Below are 19,953 nucleotides of genomic sequence, written 5' to 3' on the forward strand. Positions count from 1 at the left end.
TGAAGGTACGACCTGGATGCCCGCCGTCAAAGTTAAAGAGAACGAACCCTTCGACGTAGCTCTGCGTCGTTTCAAGCGCTCCTGCGAAAAAGCAGGCGTACTGGCCGAAGTCCGTAGCCGCGAGTTCTACGAAAAGCCGACCGCCGAGCGTAAGCGCAAGGCCGCTGCCGCTGTTAAGCGTCACGCCAAGAAAGTGCAGCGCGAGCAGCGCCGCCGCGAGCGCCTGTACTGAGTTACAGCGCTTCGTCGCACGCTTTCCGCATCGCCCGGCCCACTCGCCGGGCGAGTGCCTGAAACAGGCACCCCACTCCGATTCGCATTCGCGGACTTCGGAGTTTTTGCTTTTCCAGCCCATGCTTATTTTTGCAAACCCACGATTAGCCACTCACGGCTATCCTTGGGTCCACCCTGCGTTCCGATGAGTCTATGGCCGGCCTGATTCCACAATCCTTCATCGATGACCTGCTCAACCGCACCGATATTCTCGATGTGGTGGGTTCGCGCATCCAGCTGAAGAAGACCGGCAAGAACTACAGCGCCTGCTGCCCGTTCCACAAGGAGAAGACTCCCTCCTTCACCGTCAGCCCGGACAAGCAGTTCTACTACTGCTTCGGCTGCGGCGCCGGCGGCAACGCGCTGGGCTTCGTCATGGACCACGACCAGCTGGACTTCGTCCAGGCCGTCGAGGACCTGGCCAAGCGCGCCGGCATGGACGTGCCCCGCGAGGAAGGCCGGCGCGGCCACAAGCCTCGCCAGCCGGTGGACTCGCCGCTCTATCCGCTACTTGCGGCTTCCGCCGAGTTCTATCGCCAGGCACTCAAGAGCCATCCGGCGCGCAAGGCCGCGGTGGAGTACCTCAAGGGCCGCGGCCTGACCGGCGAGATCGCCCGCGACTTCGGCCTGGGCTTCGCTCCGCCGGGCTGGGACAACCTGCTGAAGAACCTGGGCGGCGACAACCTGCAGCTCAAGGCCATGCTCGACGCCGGCCTGCTGGTGGAAAACCCCGACAGCGGCAAGCGCTACGACCGCTTCCGCGACCGGGTGATCTTCCCCATCCGCGACAGCCGCGGGCGGGTGATTGCCTTCGGCGGCCGGGTGCTGGGCGACGACAAGCCGAAATACCTGAACTCGCCGGAAACCCCGGTCTTCCATAAAGGCCAGGAGCTCTACGGCCTGTACGAAGCGCGGAAGAACAACCGGGATCTTGACGAGATCATGGTGGTCGAAGGCTACATGGACGTCATCGCACTGGCGCAGCAGGGCATCCGCAACGCGGTCGCGACCCTGGGCACGGCCACCAGCGAAGAACACATCAAGCGGCTGTTCCGCATCGTGCCGAACATCCTCTTCTGCTTCGACGGCGACCAGGCCGGCCGCAACGCCGCCTGGCGCGCGCTGGAGTCGGCGCTGAGCAACCTGCAGGACGGGCGCAAGGTGCGCTTCCTGTTCCTGCCCGAAGGCGAAGACCCGGACAGCCTGGTACGCGCCGAAGGCCCGGACGCCTTCCGCGCCCGCCTCGCCCACCAGGCCCAGCCGCTGGCGGACTATTTCTTCCAGCAACTGACCCAGGAAGCCGACCCCAGCACGCTGGAGGGCAAGGCGCACCTGGCGACCCTGGCCGGGCCGCTGCTGGAGAAGATTCCCGGCAACACCCTGCGCCTGCTGATGCGCCAGCGCCTGGGCGAGATCACCGGGCTGTCGGCCGAAGCGCTGAGCCAGATCAGCGCGCCGCGCTCGGGCCTGTCCGGCCAGGGCAGCCACGCCGCCAAGCCGGCAGTGGCGGATTCATCCGCGCACGAGTACGCCGACTACGACATGGGCCAGTTCGCCGAGCACGGCGACAGCCATTATCAGGATGCTTCGAACTACTTCGAGGCACCAGCAGATTTCTCCGCTGGGCACCAGGGCGGCGCCAAGCCGGGCAAGAAATCCTGGAAGGGCGACCGCAAGTGGGACGGCAAAGGCAAGAAAGGTGATTTCGTTCCGCGCCAGCCGCGCACCGAAATCCACGTCGAATCGCCGACCCTGACCGCCCTGCGCACGCTGCTGCATTACCCGCAGATGGCGCAGAAAGTCGAGGACGCCAGCCACTTCTCCAACGAAGGGCAGACCAACTCGCAACTGCTGGTGGCGCTGGTCGAGGCCCTGCAGAAGAACCCCAAGCAGCGCTCGATGCACCTGATCGCGCGCTGGCACGGCACCCCACAAGGGCGCCTGCTGCAAGTCCTGGCAGAAAAGGAATGGCTGATCGGCCAGGACAATCTTGAAAAGCAGTTCGTTGACACCATTACTACACTTGCACACAACCAACTGCACAGCAGCCGCGAAGCCCGCCTGCGTAGCGTGCTGCAAAAGAGTCCCAGTGAATTGACCGACGAAGAGAAAGCCCTGCTGCGAGAGCACATCAGCTCTCCCTCGTCACCAGGCGCCCAGAGCTGAACTGGCGCCTGAAGCCTCGAATCTGGTATAATCCTCGGCTTATTTCAGCCCGCCAAGACCTTCAGTGGATAGGGTGTTATGTCCGGAAAAGCGCAACAGCAATCTCGTCTCAAAGAGTTGATCACCCGTGGTCGTGAGCAGGGTTACCTGACTTACGCGGAGGTCAACGACCACCTGCCGGAGGATATCTCTGATCCGGAACAGGTAGAAGACATCATCCGCATGATCAACGACATGGGGATCAACGTATTCGAGACAGCCCCGGATGCGGATGCCCTGTTGCTGGCGGAAACCGATACCGACGAAGCTGCCGCCGAAGAAGCCGCTGCCGCCCTTGCCGCGGTAGAGAGCGACGTTGGCCGCACGACCGACCCGGTGCGCATGTACATGCGTGAAATGGGTACCGTGGAGCTGCTGACCCGCGAAGGCGAGATCGAAATCGCCAAGCGCATCGAGGAAGGCATCCGCGAAGTCATGAGCGCCATCGCCCAGTTCCCGGGCGCGGTGGACGGCATTCTCGACGAGTACAACCGCATCGTCGCCGAAGGCGGCCGCCTGTCGGACGTCCTCAGCGGCTATATCGACCCGGATGACGGCAGCCTGCCGGCAGAGGAAGTCGAGCCAGTCGGTCTGAAAGACGACGCCGAAGCCAAGGATAAGGACAAGGACGACGAGGACGAAGAGTCCGACGGCGATAGCGAGGAAGAAGAAGGCGATGGCGGTCCGGACCCGGAAGAAGCCGCCCGTCGTTTCGGCGCCGTTGCCGAACAGCTGGAAAAGGCCAAGAAGGTCCTGAAGAAGCACGGTCGTGGCAGCAAGCAGGCCACCGAGGAGCTGGTTGCCCTGGCCGAGCTGTTCATGCCGATCAAGCTGGTGCCCAAGCAGTTCGACGTGCTGGTAGCCAAGGTCCGCGATGCGCTGGACAGCGTCCGCCGCCAGGAGCGCGCCATCATGCAGCTGTGCGTGCGGGATGCCCGCATGCCGCGTGCCGACTTCCTGCGCCAGTTCCCCGGCCACGAAACCGACACCGCCTGGGTCGATGCCGTCCTCAAGGGCAAGCCCAAGTACGCCGAGGCCATCGAGCGCCTGCGTGACGACATCCAGCGCAACCAGCAGAAGCTGGTCGACCTGGAAGCCAGTTCGCAGCTGACCGTTGCCGAGATCAAGGACGTCAACCGCGCCATGTCCATCGGCGAGGCGAAAGCCCGTCGTGCGAAGAAGGAGATGGTGGAGGCGAACCTGCGTCTGGTGATCTCCATCGCCAAGAAGTACACCAACCGCGGCCTGCAGTTCCTCGACCTGATCCAGGAAGGCAACATCGGCCTGATGAAGGCGGTGGACAAGTTCGAATACCGTCGCGGCTACAAGTTCTCGACCTATGCCACCTGGTGGATCCGCCAGGCGATCACCCGTTCGATCGCCGACCAGGCCCGCACCATCCGTATTCCGGTGCACATGATCGAGACGATCAACAAGCTCAACCGTATCTCCCGCCAGATGCTGCAGGAGATGGGCCGTGAACCGACCCCGGAAGAGCTGGGCGAACGCATGGACATGCCGGAAGACAAGATCCGCAAGGTCCTGAAGATCGCCAAGGAACCGATCTCCATGGAAACGCCGATCGGTGACGACGAAGATTCGCACCTGGGCGACTTCATCGAGGACTCCACCATGCAGTCGCCGATCGAAGTGGCGACCAGCGAGAGCCTCAAGGAAGCCACCCGCGAAGTCCTCGCCGGCCTCACCGCGCGCGAAGCCAAGGTCCTGCGCATGCGCTTCGGCATCGACATGAATACCGACCACACCCTCGAGGAAGTCGGCAAGCAGTTCGATGTGACCCGCGAGCGGATCCGCCAGATCGAAGCCAAGGCGCTGCGCAAGCTGCGCCACCCGTCGCGAAGCGAGCATCTGCGCTCCTTCCTCGACGAGTGACGAAGAACCCCCGGCCTGAAAACCGGGGGTTTTTCTTTGGGTCTTCCATCGGGCAAAGTGCCACGTCTACACTTCGGCGTAGTCCCCCTGGAATGAGGCCCTCCATGCCGCGTCTGCAGGCAGTTCTACTGTGGTGCCTGGCACTCTGGGCAGGGCAGGCGCTCGCCCTGAGCCTCACGCCCGAGGAGCAGCGCTGGCTGCAGGATCACCCCAGCCTGCGCCTGGGTGTCGACGCCTCCTGGCCGCCCTTCGAGTTCCGCGGCAACGACGGTCGCTACCAGGGGCTGGCCGCCGACTACGTGAAGATCATCGGCGAACAGCTGAAGATCCAGCTGCAACCCGTCGAGCCGGCGAGCTGGGCGGACGTGCTGCAGCAGGCACGGGACAACCGCATCGACCTGCTGCCCGGCATCATGGCGACGCCCGGACGCCTGGACTACCTGGCCTTCACCCGCCCCTACCTGGACTTCCCCATCATCATCCTGGCCCGCAAGACCGGCCCGGAGCCTGCCAATCTCAAACAGCTGTACGGCCTGAAGGTGGGCGTGGTGGCCGACTATGCCGCCCACGAACTGCTGATGGCCAAGCACCCCGACCTCAACCTGCAGCCGCTCCCCAGCGTCCCTGCCGCCCTGCAGGCGCTGGCCACCGGACAGATCGACGCCTTCGTCGGCGACCTCGCCTCCGCCGTCTGGAACCTGCGCCAGCTCAAGCTCGAAGGCCTGCAGATCAGCGGCGAGACGCCCTATCGCTATCAGTTGGCGATGGGCGTGCCCAAGGACCAGGCGATCCTCGTTGGCATCATCGACAAGGTGCTGGCCGACCTCACCGTGGAACAGATCGACGCCCTCCAGGCCCCCTGGGTCGGCGGTCTGCTGGATCGGCGCACCGTCTGGCGCGAGGTGATCCGCATCGCCGTGCCCATCGCCCTGCTGACCATCCTCGGCCTGCTGGTGCTGTTCACCATGAACCGCCGGCTGCGCAACGAGATGCAGCGCCGCGAGAAGCTCGAACAGGCGCTGCGTGACAGCGAGCAGCACTACCGCGGCCTGGTGGAAAGCCTGACCGCCATCGCCTGGGAAATGCGCCTGGCGGAAAACCGCTTCACCTACGTCTCGCCCCACGCCCAGCGGCTGCTCGGCTACCCGCTCAAGGACTGGCTGGAGCCCGGCTTCTGGCAGCGCACCCTGCACCCGGAGGACGCCGAGCACGCCATCAGCTTCTGCCTCTCCGAGAGCCAGGCCGGACGCAACCACAGCTTCGACTACCGCATGCTCGCCGCCGATGGGCGGATCGTCTGGATCCGCGACATCGTCACGCTGATCCGCCACGGCGACGACCTGATCCTGCGCGGCCTGATGATCGACATCACCGAGGCCAAGCACACCGAGCAGGCGCTGCGCCTGTCCGAACAGAAGTTCGCCTCGGTGTTCCACCACTGCCCGGACATCATCGTCCTCGCCCGCCGCGTCGACGGCCAACTGCTGGCGGTGAACAGCACCTTCGAGCAGCAGATCGGCATCCCCGCCAGCGAAGCCCTCGGCCGGACCTCCACCGACCTGGGCATCTGGGGCGAACCGGGCATGGGCCCGGCGATGCTCCAGCGCCTGCAGGGCGAACCGCTGAACAACGTCGAGATTCCGCTCAACCGCCGCGACGGCACGCGCTTCACCGCCCTGCTCTCGGCCCAGCACATCGTCCTCGACGACACCCCGGCGCTGGTGGTGGTGGTACGCAACATCTCCCAGGTCAAGGAAACCCAGGAGCAACTGCGGGTCTCCGAAGAGAAATTCGCCAAGGCCTTCCACGCCTCCCCCGACGGCATGCTCATCTCGCGCATCAGCGACGGCCGGCTGGTGGAGGTCAACCAGGGCTTCACCCGCATCACCGGCTACAGCCGCGAGGAAGCCGCCGAACGCTCGACGCTGGACCTGCGCCTGTGGGCCAACCCGACCGAGCGCAGCAAGCTGCTCACCATTCTCGGCAACGCCCCCAGCGCGCCGGAGTTCACCGCGCAGATCCGCACCCGCGACGGCAGCCTGCGCCTGTGCGAACTGTCCGCCCACCGCATCACCATCGGCAGCGATGACTGCATGCTGACCATCGCCCGCGACATCACCGAGCGCCAGCAGATGCAGGAGAAGCTGCACCTGGCCGCCACCGTGTTCGAGAGCACCGCCGAAGGCGTGATGATCACCGACGCCCGCCAGCAGATCGTCGCGGTCAACCGCGCCTTCAGCGAAATCACCGGCTACAGCGAGCAGGAAGCCCTCGGCAGCTCGCCACGCCTGCTCGCCTCCGGCCAGCACGACAGCAGCTTCTACGTCGCGCTCTGGCACCAGCTCAACGACGAAGGCCACTGGCAGGGCGAAATCTGGAACCGGCGCAAGAATCACGAGCTGTACCCCGAGTGGCTGACCATCAGCGCCGTACGCAATGGCAGTGGCGAACTCACGCACTACGTCGGCGTATTCGCCGACATCTCCACCCTCAAGTACGCCCAAGCCAAGCTCGACTACCAGGCCCACCACGACCCGCTGACCGGCCTGCCGAATCGCCTGCTGTTCGAGAGCCGCCTCAACGCCTCGCTCAAGGAAGCCCAGGAGGACGATCACCAGGGCGCCGTGCTGTTCCTCGACCTCGACCGCTTCAAGCACATCAACGACAGCCTCGGCCACCCGGTCGGCGACCTCCTGCTGAAATCCATCGCCAGCCGCCTGCGCGAGCAACTGCGCGACGTCGATACCGTGGCGCGCCAGGGCGGCGACGAATTCATCATCCTGCTGCCCGGCCTGCACCACGCGCTGGACGCCGAACACGTGGCCAACAAGCTGCTGCAGTGCTTCGACAAGCCGTTCATCGCCGGCGAGCAGGAGTTCTTCGTCAGCGCCAGCATCGGCATCTGCCTCTACCCCGGCGACGGCGCCGATGTCGCCACCCTGGTGAAGAACGCCGACGCCGCCATGTACCGGGCCAAGTCCCAGGGCCGCAACCGCGTCGAGTTCTACACCCGCGAGCTGACCTTCCAGGCCACCGAGCGCATGGCCCTGGAACACGAACTGCGCCGCGCCCTGGAGAGCGACCAGCTGCAGCTCTACTACCAGCCCAAGCTGTCCCTCGGCACCGGCAAACTTGTCGGAGCCGAAGCACTGATCCGCTGGAAACATCCGCAATTCGGCGCGATTTCTCCGGATCGCTTCATTCCCCTGGCCGAGGAAAACGGCCTGATCCTGCCGCTGGGCGACTGGGTGCTGCGCGAAGCCTGCCGCCAGATGAGCCGCTGGCAGGACAGCCACGCCGCCTTCGGCCCGCTCTCGGTCAACCTCGCCGGCGCCCAGCTGCGCCAGACCAACCTGGTCGAACGCATCCGCGAACTGCTCGCTCACTACGACCTGCAACCCTCGCGCCTGCAGCTGGAGATCACCGAAAGCTTCCTCATGCACCAGACCGAGGAAGCCCTGGCGATCCTGCACAGCCTCAAGCACCTGGGCGTGCAACTGGCCATCGACGACTTCGGCACCGGCTATTCCTCGCTCAGCTACCTCAAGCAGCTGCCGCTGGACACCCTGAAGATCGACCAGTCCTTCGTCCACGGCCTGCCGGACGACCCCCACGATGCCGCCATCGCCCGCGCCATCATCGCCCTGGGCCGCAGCATGAACCTCACGGTGATCGCCGAAGGCGTGGAACACGAAGCCCAGGAGCGCTTCCTCGAAGCCGAAGGCTGCGACCAGATCCAAGGCTACGCCCTCAGCGCCCCGCTACCGGCCGACGCCTTTGCCAACCGGTTCCTGGTCCCACTGCACCCGGTTGGCGCAACCCACAACGCGCCGGTATAATCCGCCCGCCTTCTGGGGGCCTATAGCTCAGTTGGTTAGAGCAGAGGACTCATAATCCTTTGGTCCACGGTTCAAGTCCGTGTGGGCCCACCACCCTTTCAGCAAAAAGCCGCGCAGTAGCGCGGCTTTTTCGTTTGTGCTTGCCGGGTGAACAGGCCTCGCTCGCTGCCGGCTTTCCGGCACAATCGCCACGCCGACATGACAGGCGTCAATATCAGATAGCCATTAGCCATTAAATTGGCATCTCCCTGATATGATGCGATCCCCTCATGACTCTCCACCGCTATCCGGTCCAGTTGCTGGTCACTTCCCAGGACCCGCAGATGGCCCGCCAGGTCCGGGCGTTGCTGGCGGCCTACGAATTGCCCTGCGCGGTGCTGGAAGGGCCGCGCAACTGCGAACAGGCGCCGCTGTGCCGCTGGTTCAAGGATGCACCGCTGAGTGATTCGGCGCGGGTGCTGGCGCTGCTGGCCGATGCCATCGGTGTGCTGGAGCGTACCCGCCACGCCTTCCGCTCCCGCGAGCTGGGCGAGTTGCGCCAGCGCCTGAGCGGCGCGCTGGCGGAGTTGTCGGGGCCGGCGCCGCTGGTGTAAAAGACTTCCACCCGCGTTCCGCCGTTGCGGAAGCTGGCTTTGCCGGGCAGGACCTGTGGGCCTGCAAGACAAAGCGCCGAGTGCGTCGCCGTCGATTTCGACTGGCGCCGAACCGGCGCTTTTTTCATGCCCGACAAAAACAGCAGACCCGCAAGGAGCCGAACATGGGCCTGGGACCGAAGCTCGATAGCGTGCTCGAGCGCATCGGCCTGTCGACGATGGAAGTCGATCAGCGCCTGAACTACCTGGAGTGGCGCGACGAGGATGGGCGGCACCTGCATGGCCGCGCCGGCGAACTGGAGCGCTGCCACCAGCGCTTCGTCGAGCAGCTCTACGATCACCTGCGCGAGTACCCGCCGCTGGCGTCGATCCTCGCCGAACCGGCAACGCTGGCGCGGCTCAAATGCAGCCAGCTCGACTACTACCGCCAGCTGTGGGACGCCCCGCAGGACGCCGACTATGTGCGCGATCGCCTGCGTATCGGGCTGGTGCACCAGCAGGTCGGCGTCGAGCTGAAGTGGTACCTGGGCGCCTATCGCCTGTACCTGGACCAGATGCTCGCCGACCTGCTGGGCGATGCGCCCGAGGCGAACACCTATGCCAGCCTGCTCAAGCGGGTGTTCTTCGACATGTCGCTGGCCATCGATACCTACGGCGCCGCCCAGCGCCAGGCGCTGGAAGACAGCGAGGCGCGCTACGCGCGCGCCCTGCGCGGCGCCAACGACGGCATCTGGGACTGGGACCTGGGCAACGACCGACTGTATGTCTCCGACCGCTGGGCACGCATGCTCGGGCTGTCCCGCGACAACCTCGGTGAAGGCAGCACCAGCTGGTTCGCCCGCGTGCACCCGGACGATCTGCCCGGCCTGCGCAAGGCCATCGACGCGCACCTGCGCGGCAGCAGCGCCCTGCTCAGCCACGAGTACCGCATCCGCCAGCGCGACGGCAATTACCTCTGGGTGCTGGCGCGCGGCATCGTCACCGACGGGCGCATGGCCGGCTCGCAGACCGACATCAGCCAGCACAAGGCCAGCGAGCACCAGCTCAGCCACGCGGCGCGGCACGATCCGCTCACCGGGCTGGGCAATCGCCTGCGCCTGGACGAGCTGCTGCAGCAGGCGCTGCTGCGCCAGAGCCGCCCCGGCGCGCGGGAGTCCGGCCTGTTGTTCATCGACCTGGACCGCTTCAAGCTGATCAACGACAGCCTCGGCCACGGGGTGGGCGACCGGGTGCTGGTGGAGGTTGCGCAACGTCTGTTGCGCTGCCTGCGCCCAGGCGATCACCTGGCACGTTTCGGCGGCGACGAGTTCGTCGTGCTGCTGGACGATCTGGCCAGCCTGGTCGATGCCGAACAGGTCGCCCAGCGCATGCTCGACTGCCTGCGCCAACCGCTGCATGTGGACGGCCGCACCCTGGTGGTCAGCGCCAGCATCGGCATCACCGGGCTGATCGGCGACGGCCAGGCCATCGACACCCTGCAGGCCGCGGACCTGGCGCTGTACCGCGCCAAGGAGGCCGGCAAGGCGCAATACGCGCGCTTCAGCCGCGAGCTGCAGGAGCAGGCGCAGCGCCGCCTGGAGCTGGAAAGCGCACTGGCCCAGGCGCTGCGCCGCGAGGAATTCAGCCTGCACTACCAGCCCATCGTGCAGCTGGACTGCGATCCGCCGCGCTGGGAGGCGGTGGAGGTGCTGCTGCGCTGGAAGCACGAGGGCCGCACGGTGTCGCCGCTGGATTTCATTCCGGCGCTGGAAGAGTCCGGTGAGATCGTCCGCGTCGGCGACTGGGTACTGCGCCAGGCCTGCCGGCAGACGGCCCAGTGGCAGCGCCAGGGACACCGCGAGCTGTACTGCTCGGTGAACCTGTCGAGCCGCCAGCTGCAGCAGCCGGGCTTCGCCGCGCGGGTCCAGCAGATTCTCGCCGAGAGCGGCCTGGCGCCGCACAGCCTGGTGCTGGAGATCACCGAGAGCCTGCTGATGCAGGACGGTGCGGAAACCCTCGCCTGCCTGCGCGAACTGGCCGCCGAGGGCGTACGCCTGGCGCTGGATGACTTCGGCACCGGCTACTCCTCGCTGGGCTACCTCAAGCGCTACCCGCTGCACATCCTCAAGGTCGACCGCAGCTTCATTACCCGCCTGCCGGACGACCCGGAACTCAGCGCCATCTGCCGCGCCATCATCGGCCTGGGCCACAGCCTGGGCCTGGAAGTGGTGGCCGAGGGCGTGGAGCGCCAGGAGCATCTGGACTTCCTCCGCGCCGAAGGCTGCCGCCACGCCCAGGGCTTCCTGTTCAGCAGACCGCTGGCACCCGAGCAACTCTTCCACGCCAGCCTGGAGCACCCGCGATGAAGCTGAACCTGCCCGTCAGCGGGCGCCAGGTGGATGTCCCGGTGAACGCCAACATCCTTTCCACCACCGACCTGAAAGGCGCGGTCACCCACGTCAACCCGGACTTCCTGCAGATCAGCGGCTTTTCCGCCGAGGAGCTGCTGGGCTTCAACCACAACCGCGTACGCCACCCGGACATGCCGCCCGCCGCCTTCGCCCACCTTTGGCAGACGCTGCAGGCCGGGCGCAGCTGGATGGGGCTGGTGAAGAACCGCTGCCGCAATGGCGACCACTACTGGGTCAGCGCCTTCGTCACGCCGATCCGCCATGGAGGCAAGGTGGTCGAGTACCAATCCGTGCGGACCCGTGCTGGCGCCGCGCAGATCGAGGCGGCGGAGCGTCTCTACGGGCGGATGCGCAAAGGGCTGTCTGTGCGCCGCCCCCGTATGCCGCTGGTGGCGCAATTGGTGCTCGGGCTTGTATTGGCGCAGGCCGGCGGTGCGCTGCTGGCGCTACTGCTACCCAAGCTGACCATACTGGGCTTCCTGCTGGCGCTGGGGGCGTCCGGCACCTGGCTGGTGCTGCGCCTGCAGCCACTCGGCGCGCTGCTCGGGCGGGCGCGGAAGATCGCCGACAACCCGCTGAGCCAGCAGCTCTATTCGGGCCGCGCGGATGAATTCGGCGAGCTGGATTTCGCCTTGCGCATGCGGGAAGCGGAGACCGCCGCGGTAGTCGGGCGCATGGCCGACGCCTCGCAGCAACTGGCCGAACATGCCGCCGCGCTGGCCGACGCCATGGCCGGTGGCAGCGTCGCCACGCAACTGCAGCAGCGCGAGACGGAGCAGGTCGCCAGCGCCATGCAGCAGCTGGCGCAGAGCGTCCAGGAAGTCGCCCGGCATGCGCAGCACAGCGCGGTGGCGGCACAGTGCAGCGAGCGCATTACCCAGTCCGGCCATCAGGACGTCCACGGCACTCGCGGGCAACTGGCGGAACTGGAGGCCGGCGTGCGTGCCGCCAGCGTGGCGGTCGAGCAGCAGAAGGAACACAGCGAGGCGATTTCGCGGATGCTGGAGGTGATCCGCGATGTCGCCGGGCGGACCAATCTTCTCGCGCTCAACGCCGCCATCGAGGCAGCGCGCGCCGGGGAAAGCGGACGTGGGTTCGCGGTGGTCGCCGACGAGGTGCGGGCCCTGGCTTCGCGTGCCGAGCATTCGGCGCGAGACATCCAGGCGCTGGTCGGCAATCTCCAGCAGGGCGCCGAGGAGTCGGTACGGGCGCTCTGGCTGTGCTGCGAGCAGGCGGTGGCCAGCCTGGCCCAGGCCGGCCAGGCGGCGGGCACGCTGGAGAAGATCAGCGAGCAGGTCTCGGCGATCCAGCGCATGAGCCTGGAGATCGCCGAAGCCATCGAGGAACAGGGCGCCGCCAGCGAGGACGTGCAGCGCAGCCTGCACGCCATCCGCGGCTCGGCCGACAGCAACGCGGCGCAGGTCGGCACCTGTCAGCGCAGCGCTGCGCGGATGGCGGAACTGTCGGCGGAACTACGGATGCTGGCGGAGCATTTCTGGGAGGGCAGCCGCGCGGGTTAGCGCTTGGCGATGATGTACACGGCGTGGACGATGCCGGGGATGTAGCCGAGCAGCGTCAGCAGGATGTTGAGCCAGAACGCGCCGCCGAAACCGACCTGGAGGAACACGCCCAGCGGCGGCAGGATGATGGCGATGATGATGCGGATGAGGTCCATGCGGTGGCTCCTTGTGAGATTGCCTCGTGCAAGGAATTGACCGCGGGCAAGCGAAGCGGGTTCAGAGAATCTGGCGGCGCCTGGCGGAGTACCCCATCGATGAACACGCGCAAGCCGGTGCCGATGGCTTGGGCGGGCAGACAATCGCGGACGGAGTCCGCTCCTATGCCCCCGGAGACACCGGCGCTCGCCTCATGCGTAGGAGCGGACTCTGTCCGCGAAGATTTCAGGTCCGCCGTGAAGCCTCAGAGGAACCAGCGGTACTCCCGCGCGCTGACTTCGTTCATGAAGTCCAGGTGGTCGTGGCGCTTGTTCTCGCAGTAGACGAAGACGAACTCGCTGCCCAGGCCTTCCTTCACCACCGGGTGGTCTTCCATCTCGGCGACGGCGCCGAGCATGTCGCGGGGGAAGTCGATGCCGCTGTCGCGGTCTTCGTTCAGCGGCGGGATCGGTTCCTGGCGGGCTTCCAGGCCGTGCTCCATGCCGGTGAGGATCGCCGCCAGCACCAGGTACGGGTTGGCGTCGGCGCCGGCCAGGCGGTGTTCGATGCGCAGGTTCTTGCCGTCAGATTCCGGAATGCGGATGCACGCGTCGCGGTCCTCGAAGCCCCAGCTGGCCTTGCTCGCGGCGTTCACGCGGGAGCCATAGCGGCGGTAGGCGTTGTGGTTGGCAGCGAAGATCGGCATGCAGTGCGGCAGCAGTTCCAGGCAGCCAGCCACGGCGTGGCGCAGGGCCTGCTGGTTGTCGCGGTCGAGCAGGTTGTTGCCGTCACGATCGTAAAGGCTGACGTGCACGTGCATGCCGCTACCCGGCGCATGCAGGTAAGGCTTGCTCATGAAGCTGGCGCGGTAGCCGTGCTTGAGCGCGACGCCACGGGTAGCGCGGGTGAACAGCGCGGCCTGGTCGGCGGCGTGCAGGCCGTCGTCGCAGTGCGCGAAGTTGATCTCGAACTGGCCGGGGCCGATCTCGGCGGTGATGACGTTGGCGTCCACGCCCTGCTCGCGGGAGGCTTCGACGATTTCATGGAGCACGTCGGAGAAGCGCGACAGGCGCTCGATATGCATGTTCGGCTGGTCGTCCTCGTCATCGCACAGCGGGTCGCGCGGGTACTGCGGCAAGCCGGCATCCAGCTTCCTGTCGAACAGGTAGAACTCCAGCTCGAAAGCCACCACCGGGCGGATGCCCTTGGCCTCCAGGCGCTGCATGACGCGGGCGAGTACTTCGCGCGGCTCGAATTCGATGGGCGCCTCGGTACCGTCGGAGCTGATCAGCATCTGCCCCAGCGGCTGGTTCTCCCAGCGCACCGGCTTGAGCGAGCCGGGGATCAGGCGGCGCGGTGCGTCCGGGTCGCCGTCATTGAAGCAGTAGTCGCCGATGGGGTGCAGGCCACCCTGTACGCCCAGCAGCACGCAGTTCTGCGGCAGTTTCAGCGGGCTGCCGGCGGCGACTTTCTCCAGCATGTCCACGGGGTAGCGCTTGCCGTAGAAGTGGCCGGGAATGTCCAGGCAGATCAGGTCGACGTAGCGGATGTCCGGGTATTGCTGGCGGAAGGCGCGGACTTCGCTGAGCAGGTCGGGATGCATCGGGCGGTTCATGATTTCTCTGGGGCCTTTGTGTGGGGCGCGGCCGGATCGTTTTCCCAAGCCAACCCTCGCGGGCTGGCTTGGGAAATCAGGTGAAGATCCACAGCACCCGCGTGGGTTTGTCGGTGAGGTTGCCGTAGCGGAACTGGCTGTGCGGCGGCAGCTGGAAACTGTCGTTGGGGTAGAGGGTGATGGTGTCGTCCTCGTACCAGATGGTCAGCTCGCCCTCGAGGACGAAGCCGCCCTGCTCCGAGCTGTCGTCCAGGTGGCCTTCGCCACTGGTGGCGCCGGGGGCGAGGATGCTGTCGAGCATGGAGAAGCCGCCGGACATGTTCGGCGAGGCGAGGATGTCGGTGACGCCGCCGGCGTAGTAGAGGGTGCGACGATCGTTCGGCCGGGTCACCCAGTCGCGCTCGCGGCGGGTGTCGCCGGCATAGAAGTAGGTGGTCGGCACGCCCAGCGCTTCGCTGATGGCGGTGAGGTCGGCGACGGTGGGTTGCGACAGGCCGCGCTCGACCTGGGAGAGAAAGCCCACCGAGCGGCCGATCTGCTCGGCCAGCTCGCCCAGGGTGAGGTTCTTGTGCTTGCGCAGGTCGCGGATCAGCGTGGCAAGGTGTTCGTTGGTGGCCGTCTGGGTCATGGCAGGGTCCGGATTCAGATGAAATCCCGTAATCGATACCAGGCCTTGCCGACGGCTTCCAGTGGCGCGGCGAAGCGCTGGCCGCCGGGGAACCCGGGATTGCGGATGCGTTGATAGAGGTCAAGCTCGTCGCTGCGGCCGAACATGGCTTCGCTCACCGCGTGGGCGGCGGCCAGGCTGGGCAGTACGCCGTGACCGGAATAGCCCTGCAGCCAGTAGAGGTCGCCGCGTCGGCCGATGTCCGGGGTGCGCCGCATGCTGCAGTCGATGTGCCCGCCCCAGGCATATTCCAGCTCCACGCCCTTGAGCTGCGGGAACACCCGCTCGACGTAGGGACGGGTGGCGGCGCGGATGTCCGCGGGCATGCCGCCCAGGTAGGTGCAGCCGCCGCCGAACAGCAGGCGGTGGTCGGGGGTCAGGCGGAAGTAGTCGAGGACGAACTGGTTGTCGGTGACGCAGCAGTTCTTCGGCAGCAGCGAGCGCGCCAGTTCTTCGCCCAGCGGCGCGGTGGCGACCTGATAGGTGCCCACCGGCAGGATGCGCTCAGAGACGTCGCGGTCCAGCCCGTCGATGTAGGCGTTGCAGGCCAGCACCAGCGAGGCACAGCGCACGCTGCTCCGCTCGCCATTAGAAAGCTCGGTGGTGACTTCGTAGCCACTGCCGGTCTCGCGGAAGCTCAGCGCGCGGGTCTGCTCGAAGATGCGCCCACCGGCGCGCTCGATGGCTCCCGCCAGGCCGTAGGCCAGCTTCAACGGGTTGAGGTGCGCGGAGTTGGGGTCGTACAGGCCAGCCTGGTAGCGGTCGCTGGCGATCCACTGCGGCAGCTCTTCGCGGGGGACGAACTGCAGGCCCTCATAACCCCAGCGGCGATTGGCTTCGGCCTGCCAGTCGTAGAGCGAACCAACCCGGCGTTGCAGCACGGCGGTCCACAGGTGGCCGATGCGGTAGTCGCAGTCGAAACCATGGCGCTGCGGCAGGTCACGCAATTCGTGGGCGGCCCAGAGCATGCCCTGCCACAGGCGCAGCGCACCTTCGTGGCCGAGGTCGTCTTCGAGGGGGCCCAGGTCGCTGGACCAGCCCGGCAGTGCCTGCCCACCGTTGCGCCCGGAAGCGGCCCAGGCGATGCGGCTGGCCTCGATCATGCAGACCTGGCGGCCGCCTTCGACCAGTTGCAGCGCCGTGTGCAGGCCGCTGAAGCCCGCACCGATGACCAGGACTTCGCACTCCAGCGGCTCGCGAAGGGCTTCGCGGGGCTGGATCAGCTCGGGGTTGGCGCCGGCATAGTAGGTGCCGACCGGCTCGCTGGAACGCAGGAACATCGCGACCTCGTGAAATTGTTCTGATTATTTTTCATGAAAAATAACAGAACAAATTTCACAAGGCTAGCCCGTCATGCTTCGGCAGGACGGGCTGCGTTTCGTCTCGTCAGGAAGACAGCACCGCGGCGCTGCCCTGCTCCTCGCGTTTCTGCCGCACGCTGACCACCACCAGCGCCACCAGGATGGCGGCAAGAATGGCCGAGGAGCCGATGGTGCCGAAGTCCAGCCCGCCCTTCTCGTGGGATTTGGTCAGCACGTCGCCCAGGGTCGCGCCGAACGGCCGGGTCAGCACGAAGGCCACCCAGAACAGCAGCACCGAGGACAACTTGGTGAAGTAGTGCAGCAGCACCACCACGGCGATCAGGCTGCCGATCAGCAGCGCACCGCCGGCGAAGCCCAGGCCGGAATCGTCGGCGAGGAAGTCGCCCAGCGCGGTGCCCAGGGTGTTGGAGAAGAGGATGGCGATCCAGTAGAACATCTCGCCCTTGAAGCTGCGGATGTTGTCCACCGACAGCGAGGTGCCGCTGAAGCGCCAGGCCGCGAAGATCGCCACCAGGATGCTGATCAGGATCGCCGAACCGGTGGCGTAGCCCAGGCCCAGGGTGCGGTCCATGAAGTCGGACATGGTGGTGCCGGCGGTGCTGGTGGAAAGGATCACCAGCCAGTACAGCCAGGGCACGTAGCGCTTGCTGGCAAGCTGGCCGACCAGGGTGACGAGGAACAGGCTGATGAGGATCAGCGAGCTGATCGCATAGCCGACGTTGAGGGTCATCGACAGCAGGTCGCCGGCGGTTTCCCCCAGGGTGGTGGCGCAGATCTTCATCACCCAGAAGGCCAGGGTGATCTGTGGCAGTTTGTTCACGGGTTTATCTCCGGAGAATGAGCGGGATCGACGCGCGTCCTCCCGACCGCTCGCGTCGCTGCACCCCGGAGTCCATGGGCTCCCCCGATAACCCCCTGGCGCATGGTCGTGGAGACTGACGGCGGCGCGGTGAAGAAAGGGTCAAGCCGGTATGAAAAATCCATTGCCCAACTTCGCGTCCGTCCCGGCGACGGATGACAGATCACGTTCAGTTGCTATGGTTTTACGTGGGGGCAATGCGCCCGAGGGCCGCTTCATTTCGCGCGTGGCGCATGAGGATAGGGATGAATCAGTTGATCAAACCGCAACCGTACTGCAAGAACTGCCGGCTGGCGCCGCCGACCCTGAGCGACGACAAGGTCCAGGAGCTGGAGGCGATCATCAAGCCGGGGCACCTGCTGCACAAGGGTGACTTCGTGTTCCGCCAGGGCGACCCGTTCCACAGCGTGTACCTGGTGCGTTCCGGCTCGATCAAGACCTTCACCACCAACGAACAGGGCCTGGAGAAGATCACCGGCTTCTACTTCGCCACCGAGATCTTCGGCTTCTCCGGCATGGGCGAAGGCAGCTACCCGGTGTCGGCGCAGGCGCTGGAAAGCACGCTGTGCAGCGAGATTCCGTTCCACCAGCTGGAGGAACTGTCGGCGCAGATTCCCGGGCTGTCGCACCAGATCATGCTGATGATGAGCCGCAAGATCCGCGAGGATCAGCAGATGAAGCTGCTGCTCTCGCGGCTGAATTCGGACTCGCGCATCGCCGCCTTCCTGCTGAACATTTCCGCGCATTTTCGCGAGCGCGGCTTCTCCGCCACGCGCTTCCGCCTGAGCATGTCGCGCAACGAGATCGGCGACTACCTGGGGCTGGCGGTGGAGACGGTCTCGCGCAGCTTCACCCGCCTGCAGAAGCACGGGCTGATCCGGGTGGATGGGCGGGAGACGGAGATCGTCGACTTCACCGAGCTGTGCGCGCTGGCCGGGGGTGAGGTAGAACTCTGAGTTTCAGCGTGGGGGCGGGGTTCGCGAGCAAGCTCGCTCCTACGAAGAGCAACTGCCGCAACGCAGCAGCCCAGCCTTGAATCTGTAGGAGCGAGCTTGCTCGCGAATCGCCCGAGCATCGGAGCTTCGGAACGCCCTCACCCTAACCCTGGCCGCGCGCCCCGCTCAAAGGGAGAGAGGGCTGATCAGCGCAGGATGGAACCGTGGCTTCAACCGGCACGGACGGCTCCCTCTCCCTCCGGGAGAGGGCTGGGGTGAGGGGGAAAGCCCCGGCGCCAGCCCATCCGATCACACGAACCCCGCCTTTGTAGGAGCGGAGCTTCTCCGCGATCACCGCGACAGCGGTGCAATTCCCAGGACGGCACAATGCCCGCCCGAGCGCGGCCCGCTCCACCAGGTGATCACGTCCCGATCACACCACCATCGTTGTATCTGAATGAGGCTAACTATTAGTAAATCATAAGCAATTGATTTATATTACATTTATTTCACTAACATTTCTCCTAAATATTGTTCTTCACAGAGTTTCTGCTGGCTATTTGAATCGCACCGGATTTCGTGGAGGCCGTTTCGTTTAAGTCAGGCCGCCATGGCCTGGCTTGCTTGTTGCCGGTGGAAGTTTGCCTCAGCCTCCGCAGGCGGGATATAGCCGATCGAGCTCAGCAGACGCGTGCACCCATCTCAAGGTCGCCATCTCGACAGCCTCGCGGTTCTTCCATGATTGACGGTGTATCAGCTCGGCCTTGTACAGCCCGTTGATGGTTTCGGCCAGGGCGTTGTCGTAGCTATCGCCTTTACTGCCAACCGAGGGCTCGATGCCGGCTTCGGCCAGTCGCTCGGTGTAGCGGATCGAGACGTACTGGGCGCATTCAACTGGTCGTCGCAACACCTTTGATCATGGGGGTGTTTATGGGGCGACCTGCAGGATGGATGCAGCAATTGACTGGGCGAGGGGCAATGCGCTCGCCAGGTGCGCCATTACTTCGCCGTGAGACCGAGCGGTTATTTTGGGAACAGATCGCAACCGGGATCACAAGCGAAAAGGCGGCAGAGGCCGTTGGCGTATCGTCAGCGGTAGGTGCACGCTGGTTCCGTCATCGCGGCGGGATGCCATTGTTCATGGGAGGTGCGGACAATTTCTTGGACTACCTGAGGTGGTAGCTCATGTATTCATACGAGGATCGGCAACGTGCCGTTCGGCTTTACATCAAACTCGGCAAGCGGGTGGGCTTGACCATTCGGCAGCTCGGCTATCCGACCAAGAACGCACTCAAGGCTTGGTACAGAGAGTTCGAGCAGCCTCAGGGTTTATCCGCCAAGTACACGCGCCAGCCGAAGTACACGAACGCCCACAAGGAGCAAGCGATTCAGCACTACCTTGACCACGGACGTTGTCTCTCGGTAACGATCAAGGCACTGGGCTTCCCGTCCAGGGCGCTGCTCGCCGGTTGGCTTCGGGACGCGTATCCTGCAGAGCACCCGCGTGTGGGACAGGCCCACGAAGCGATGTCACCGCAGGCGAAGCAGTCTGCGGTCATGGCGCTGTGCCTGCGGCAAAGCAGTGCCCAAGTGGTGGCCCAGGAGCTGGGGGTCTCCAGGCCTTCGCTGTACAACTGGAGGAATCAGCTGCTTAGCAACGAGGTGTTGGCATCCATGAAGCCCCAGCAGAACCCTTCACCGAGCTCA

At 65.6% G+C, this 19,953-nt stretch carries 13 protein-coding genes, 1 tRNA gene and 3 pseudogenes; 11 read left to right on the forward strand and 6 right to left on the reverse strand.

All coding sequences use genetic code 11. The features are described 5' to 3' along the window. Positions 1-16 precede the first annotated feature (16 nt). The 8 genes from rpsU (at position 17) to HNP46_RS31140 (ending at position 12,713) form a co-directional block, all read left to right on the forward strand. Positions 17-232 (forward strand): 30S ribosomal protein S21, encoded by a 216-nt coding sequence (gene rpsU / locus HNP46_RS31105; RefSeq protein WP_003085057.1) that lies wholly within the window; start codon positions 17-19, stop codon positions 230-232. 194 nt (positions 233-426) lie between these two features. Further along, the gene (gene dnaG, locus HNP46_RS31110) at positions 427-2,439 is read left to right on the forward strand and encodes a DNA primase (protein WP_184596836.1); all 2,013 of its coding nucleotides are present in this window, start codon (positions 427-429) and stop codon (positions 2,437-2,439) included. A gap of 78 nt (positions 2,440-2,517) precedes the next feature. After that, a complete protein-coding gene (gene rpoD / locus HNP46_RS31115; protein ID WP_184596838.1) occupies positions 2,518-4,371 on the forward strand; it encodes an RNA polymerase sigma factor RpoD in 1,854 nt (617 codons plus the stop codon). Between the two features lie 104 nt (positions 4,372-4,475). Next, positions 4,476-8,210 (forward strand): bifunctional diguanylate cyclase/phosphodiesterase, encoded by a 3,735-nt coding sequence (locus HNP46_RS31120; protein WP_184596840.1) that lies wholly within the window; start codon positions 4,476-4,478, stop codon positions 8,208-8,210. A 16-nt stretch (positions 8,211-8,226) separates the two neighbouring features. Continuing rightward, positions 8,227-8,303 (forward strand) — tRNA-Ile (locus HNP46_RS31125). 176 nt (positions 8,304-8,479) lie between these two features. Further along, positions 8,480-8,803 (forward strand): hypothetical protein, encoded by a 324-nt coding sequence (locus tag HNP46_RS31130; RefSeq protein ID WP_184596842.1) that lies wholly within the window; start codon positions 8,480-8,482, stop codon positions 8,801-8,803. Positions 8,804-8,967: 164 nt separating this feature from the next. After that, positions 8,968-11,148, forward strand: a complete 2,181-nt coding sequence (locus HNP46_RS31135) for a putative bifunctional diguanylate cyclase/phosphodiesterase (protein WP_184596844.1) — start codon at positions 8,968-8,970, stop codon at positions 11,146-11,148. Then, the gene (locus HNP46_RS31140; protein WP_184596846.1) at positions 11,145-12,713 is read left to right on the forward strand and encodes a methyl-accepting chemotaxis protein; all 1,569 of its coding nucleotides are present in this window, start codon (positions 11,145-11,147) and stop codon (positions 12,711-12,713) included. The genes HNP46_RS31135 and HNP46_RS31140 overlap by 4 nt, the downstream gene beginning before the upstream one ends. Here HNP46_RS31140 and HNP46_RS31145 read toward each other — a convergent pair. The 5 genes from HNP46_RS31145 to HNP46_RS31165 all read right to left on the reverse strand — a co-directional run bounded on the left by HNP46_RS31145 (position 12,710) and on the right by HNP46_RS31165 (position 17,272). Then, complete coding sequence (locus HNP46_RS31145; RefSeq protein ID WP_184596848.1) at positions 12,710-12,868, reverse strand: YqaE/Pmp3 family membrane protein; 159 nt, start codon at positions 12,866-12,868, stop codon at positions 12,710-12,712. The genes HNP46_RS31140 and HNP46_RS31145 overlap by 4 nt on opposite strands. Positions 12,869-13,113: 245 nt before the next feature. Further along, positions 13,114-14,463 carry a glutamine synthetase family protein gene (locus tag HNP46_RS31150; RefSeq protein ID WP_184596850.1) on the reverse strand — a complete coding sequence of 450 codons (1,350 nt, stop codon included), beginning with the start codon at positions 14,461-14,463 and terminating at the stop codon, positions 13,114-13,116. A gap of 76 nt (positions 14,464-14,539) precedes the next feature. Continuing rightward, a complete protein-coding gene (locus HNP46_RS31155) occupies positions 14,540-15,091 on the reverse strand; it encodes a helix-turn-helix domain-containing protein (RefSeq protein ID WP_184596852.1) in 552 nt (183 codons plus the stop codon). 14 nt (positions 15,092-15,105) lie between these two features. Beyond that, on the reverse strand, positions 15,106-16,410 hold the full coding sequence (locus tag HNP46_RS31160) for an NAD(P)/FAD-dependent oxidoreductase (protein ID WP_184596854.1): 1,305 nt from the start codon (positions 16,408-16,410) through the stop codon (positions 15,106-15,108). 106 nt (positions 16,411-16,516) lie between these two features. Then, the gene (locus HNP46_RS31165) at positions 16,517-17,272 is read right to left on the reverse strand and encodes a hypothetical protein (RefSeq protein ID WP_184596856.1); all 756 of its coding nucleotides are present in this window, start codon (positions 17,270-17,272) and stop codon (positions 16,517-16,519) included. Positions 17,273-17,556: 284 nt separating this feature from the next. Here HNP46_RS31165 and fnr point away from each other — a divergent pair, with 284 nt between their 5' ends. Beyond that, positions 17,557-18,267: a fumarate/nitrate reduction transcriptional regulator Fnr gene (gene fnr, locus HNP46_RS31170; RefSeq protein ID WP_184596858.1), complete on the forward strand. Its 711-nt coding sequence runs from the start codon at positions 17,557-17,559 to the stop codon at positions 18,265-18,267. A 579-nt stretch (positions 18,268-18,846) separates the two neighbouring features. Here fnr and HNP46_RS31175 read toward each other — a convergent pair. Next, positions 18,847-19,132 (reverse strand): annotated as a pseudogene (locus HNP46_RS31175) (integrase core domain-containing protein); the annotation flags it as partial. A gap of 65 nt (positions 19,133-19,197) precedes the next feature. On the opposite strand from HNP46_RS31175, the pseudogene HNP46_RS31180 reads away from it, so the two are divergent. Continuing rightward, positions 19,198-19,389: pseudogene (locus HNP46_RS31180) on the forward strand (IS30 family transposase); the annotation flags it as partial. A gap of 42 nt (positions 19,390-19,431) precedes the next feature. Continuing rightward, positions 19,432-19,953 (forward strand): annotated as a pseudogene (locus HNP46_RS31185) (IS3 family transposase); the annotation flags it as partial.

The organism is Pseudomonas nitroreducens (genome assembly GCF_014204515.1).
GTDB lineage: Bacteria > Pseudomonadota > Gammaproteobacteria > Pseudomonadales > Pseudomonadaceae > Pseudomonas > Pseudomonas nitritireducens_A.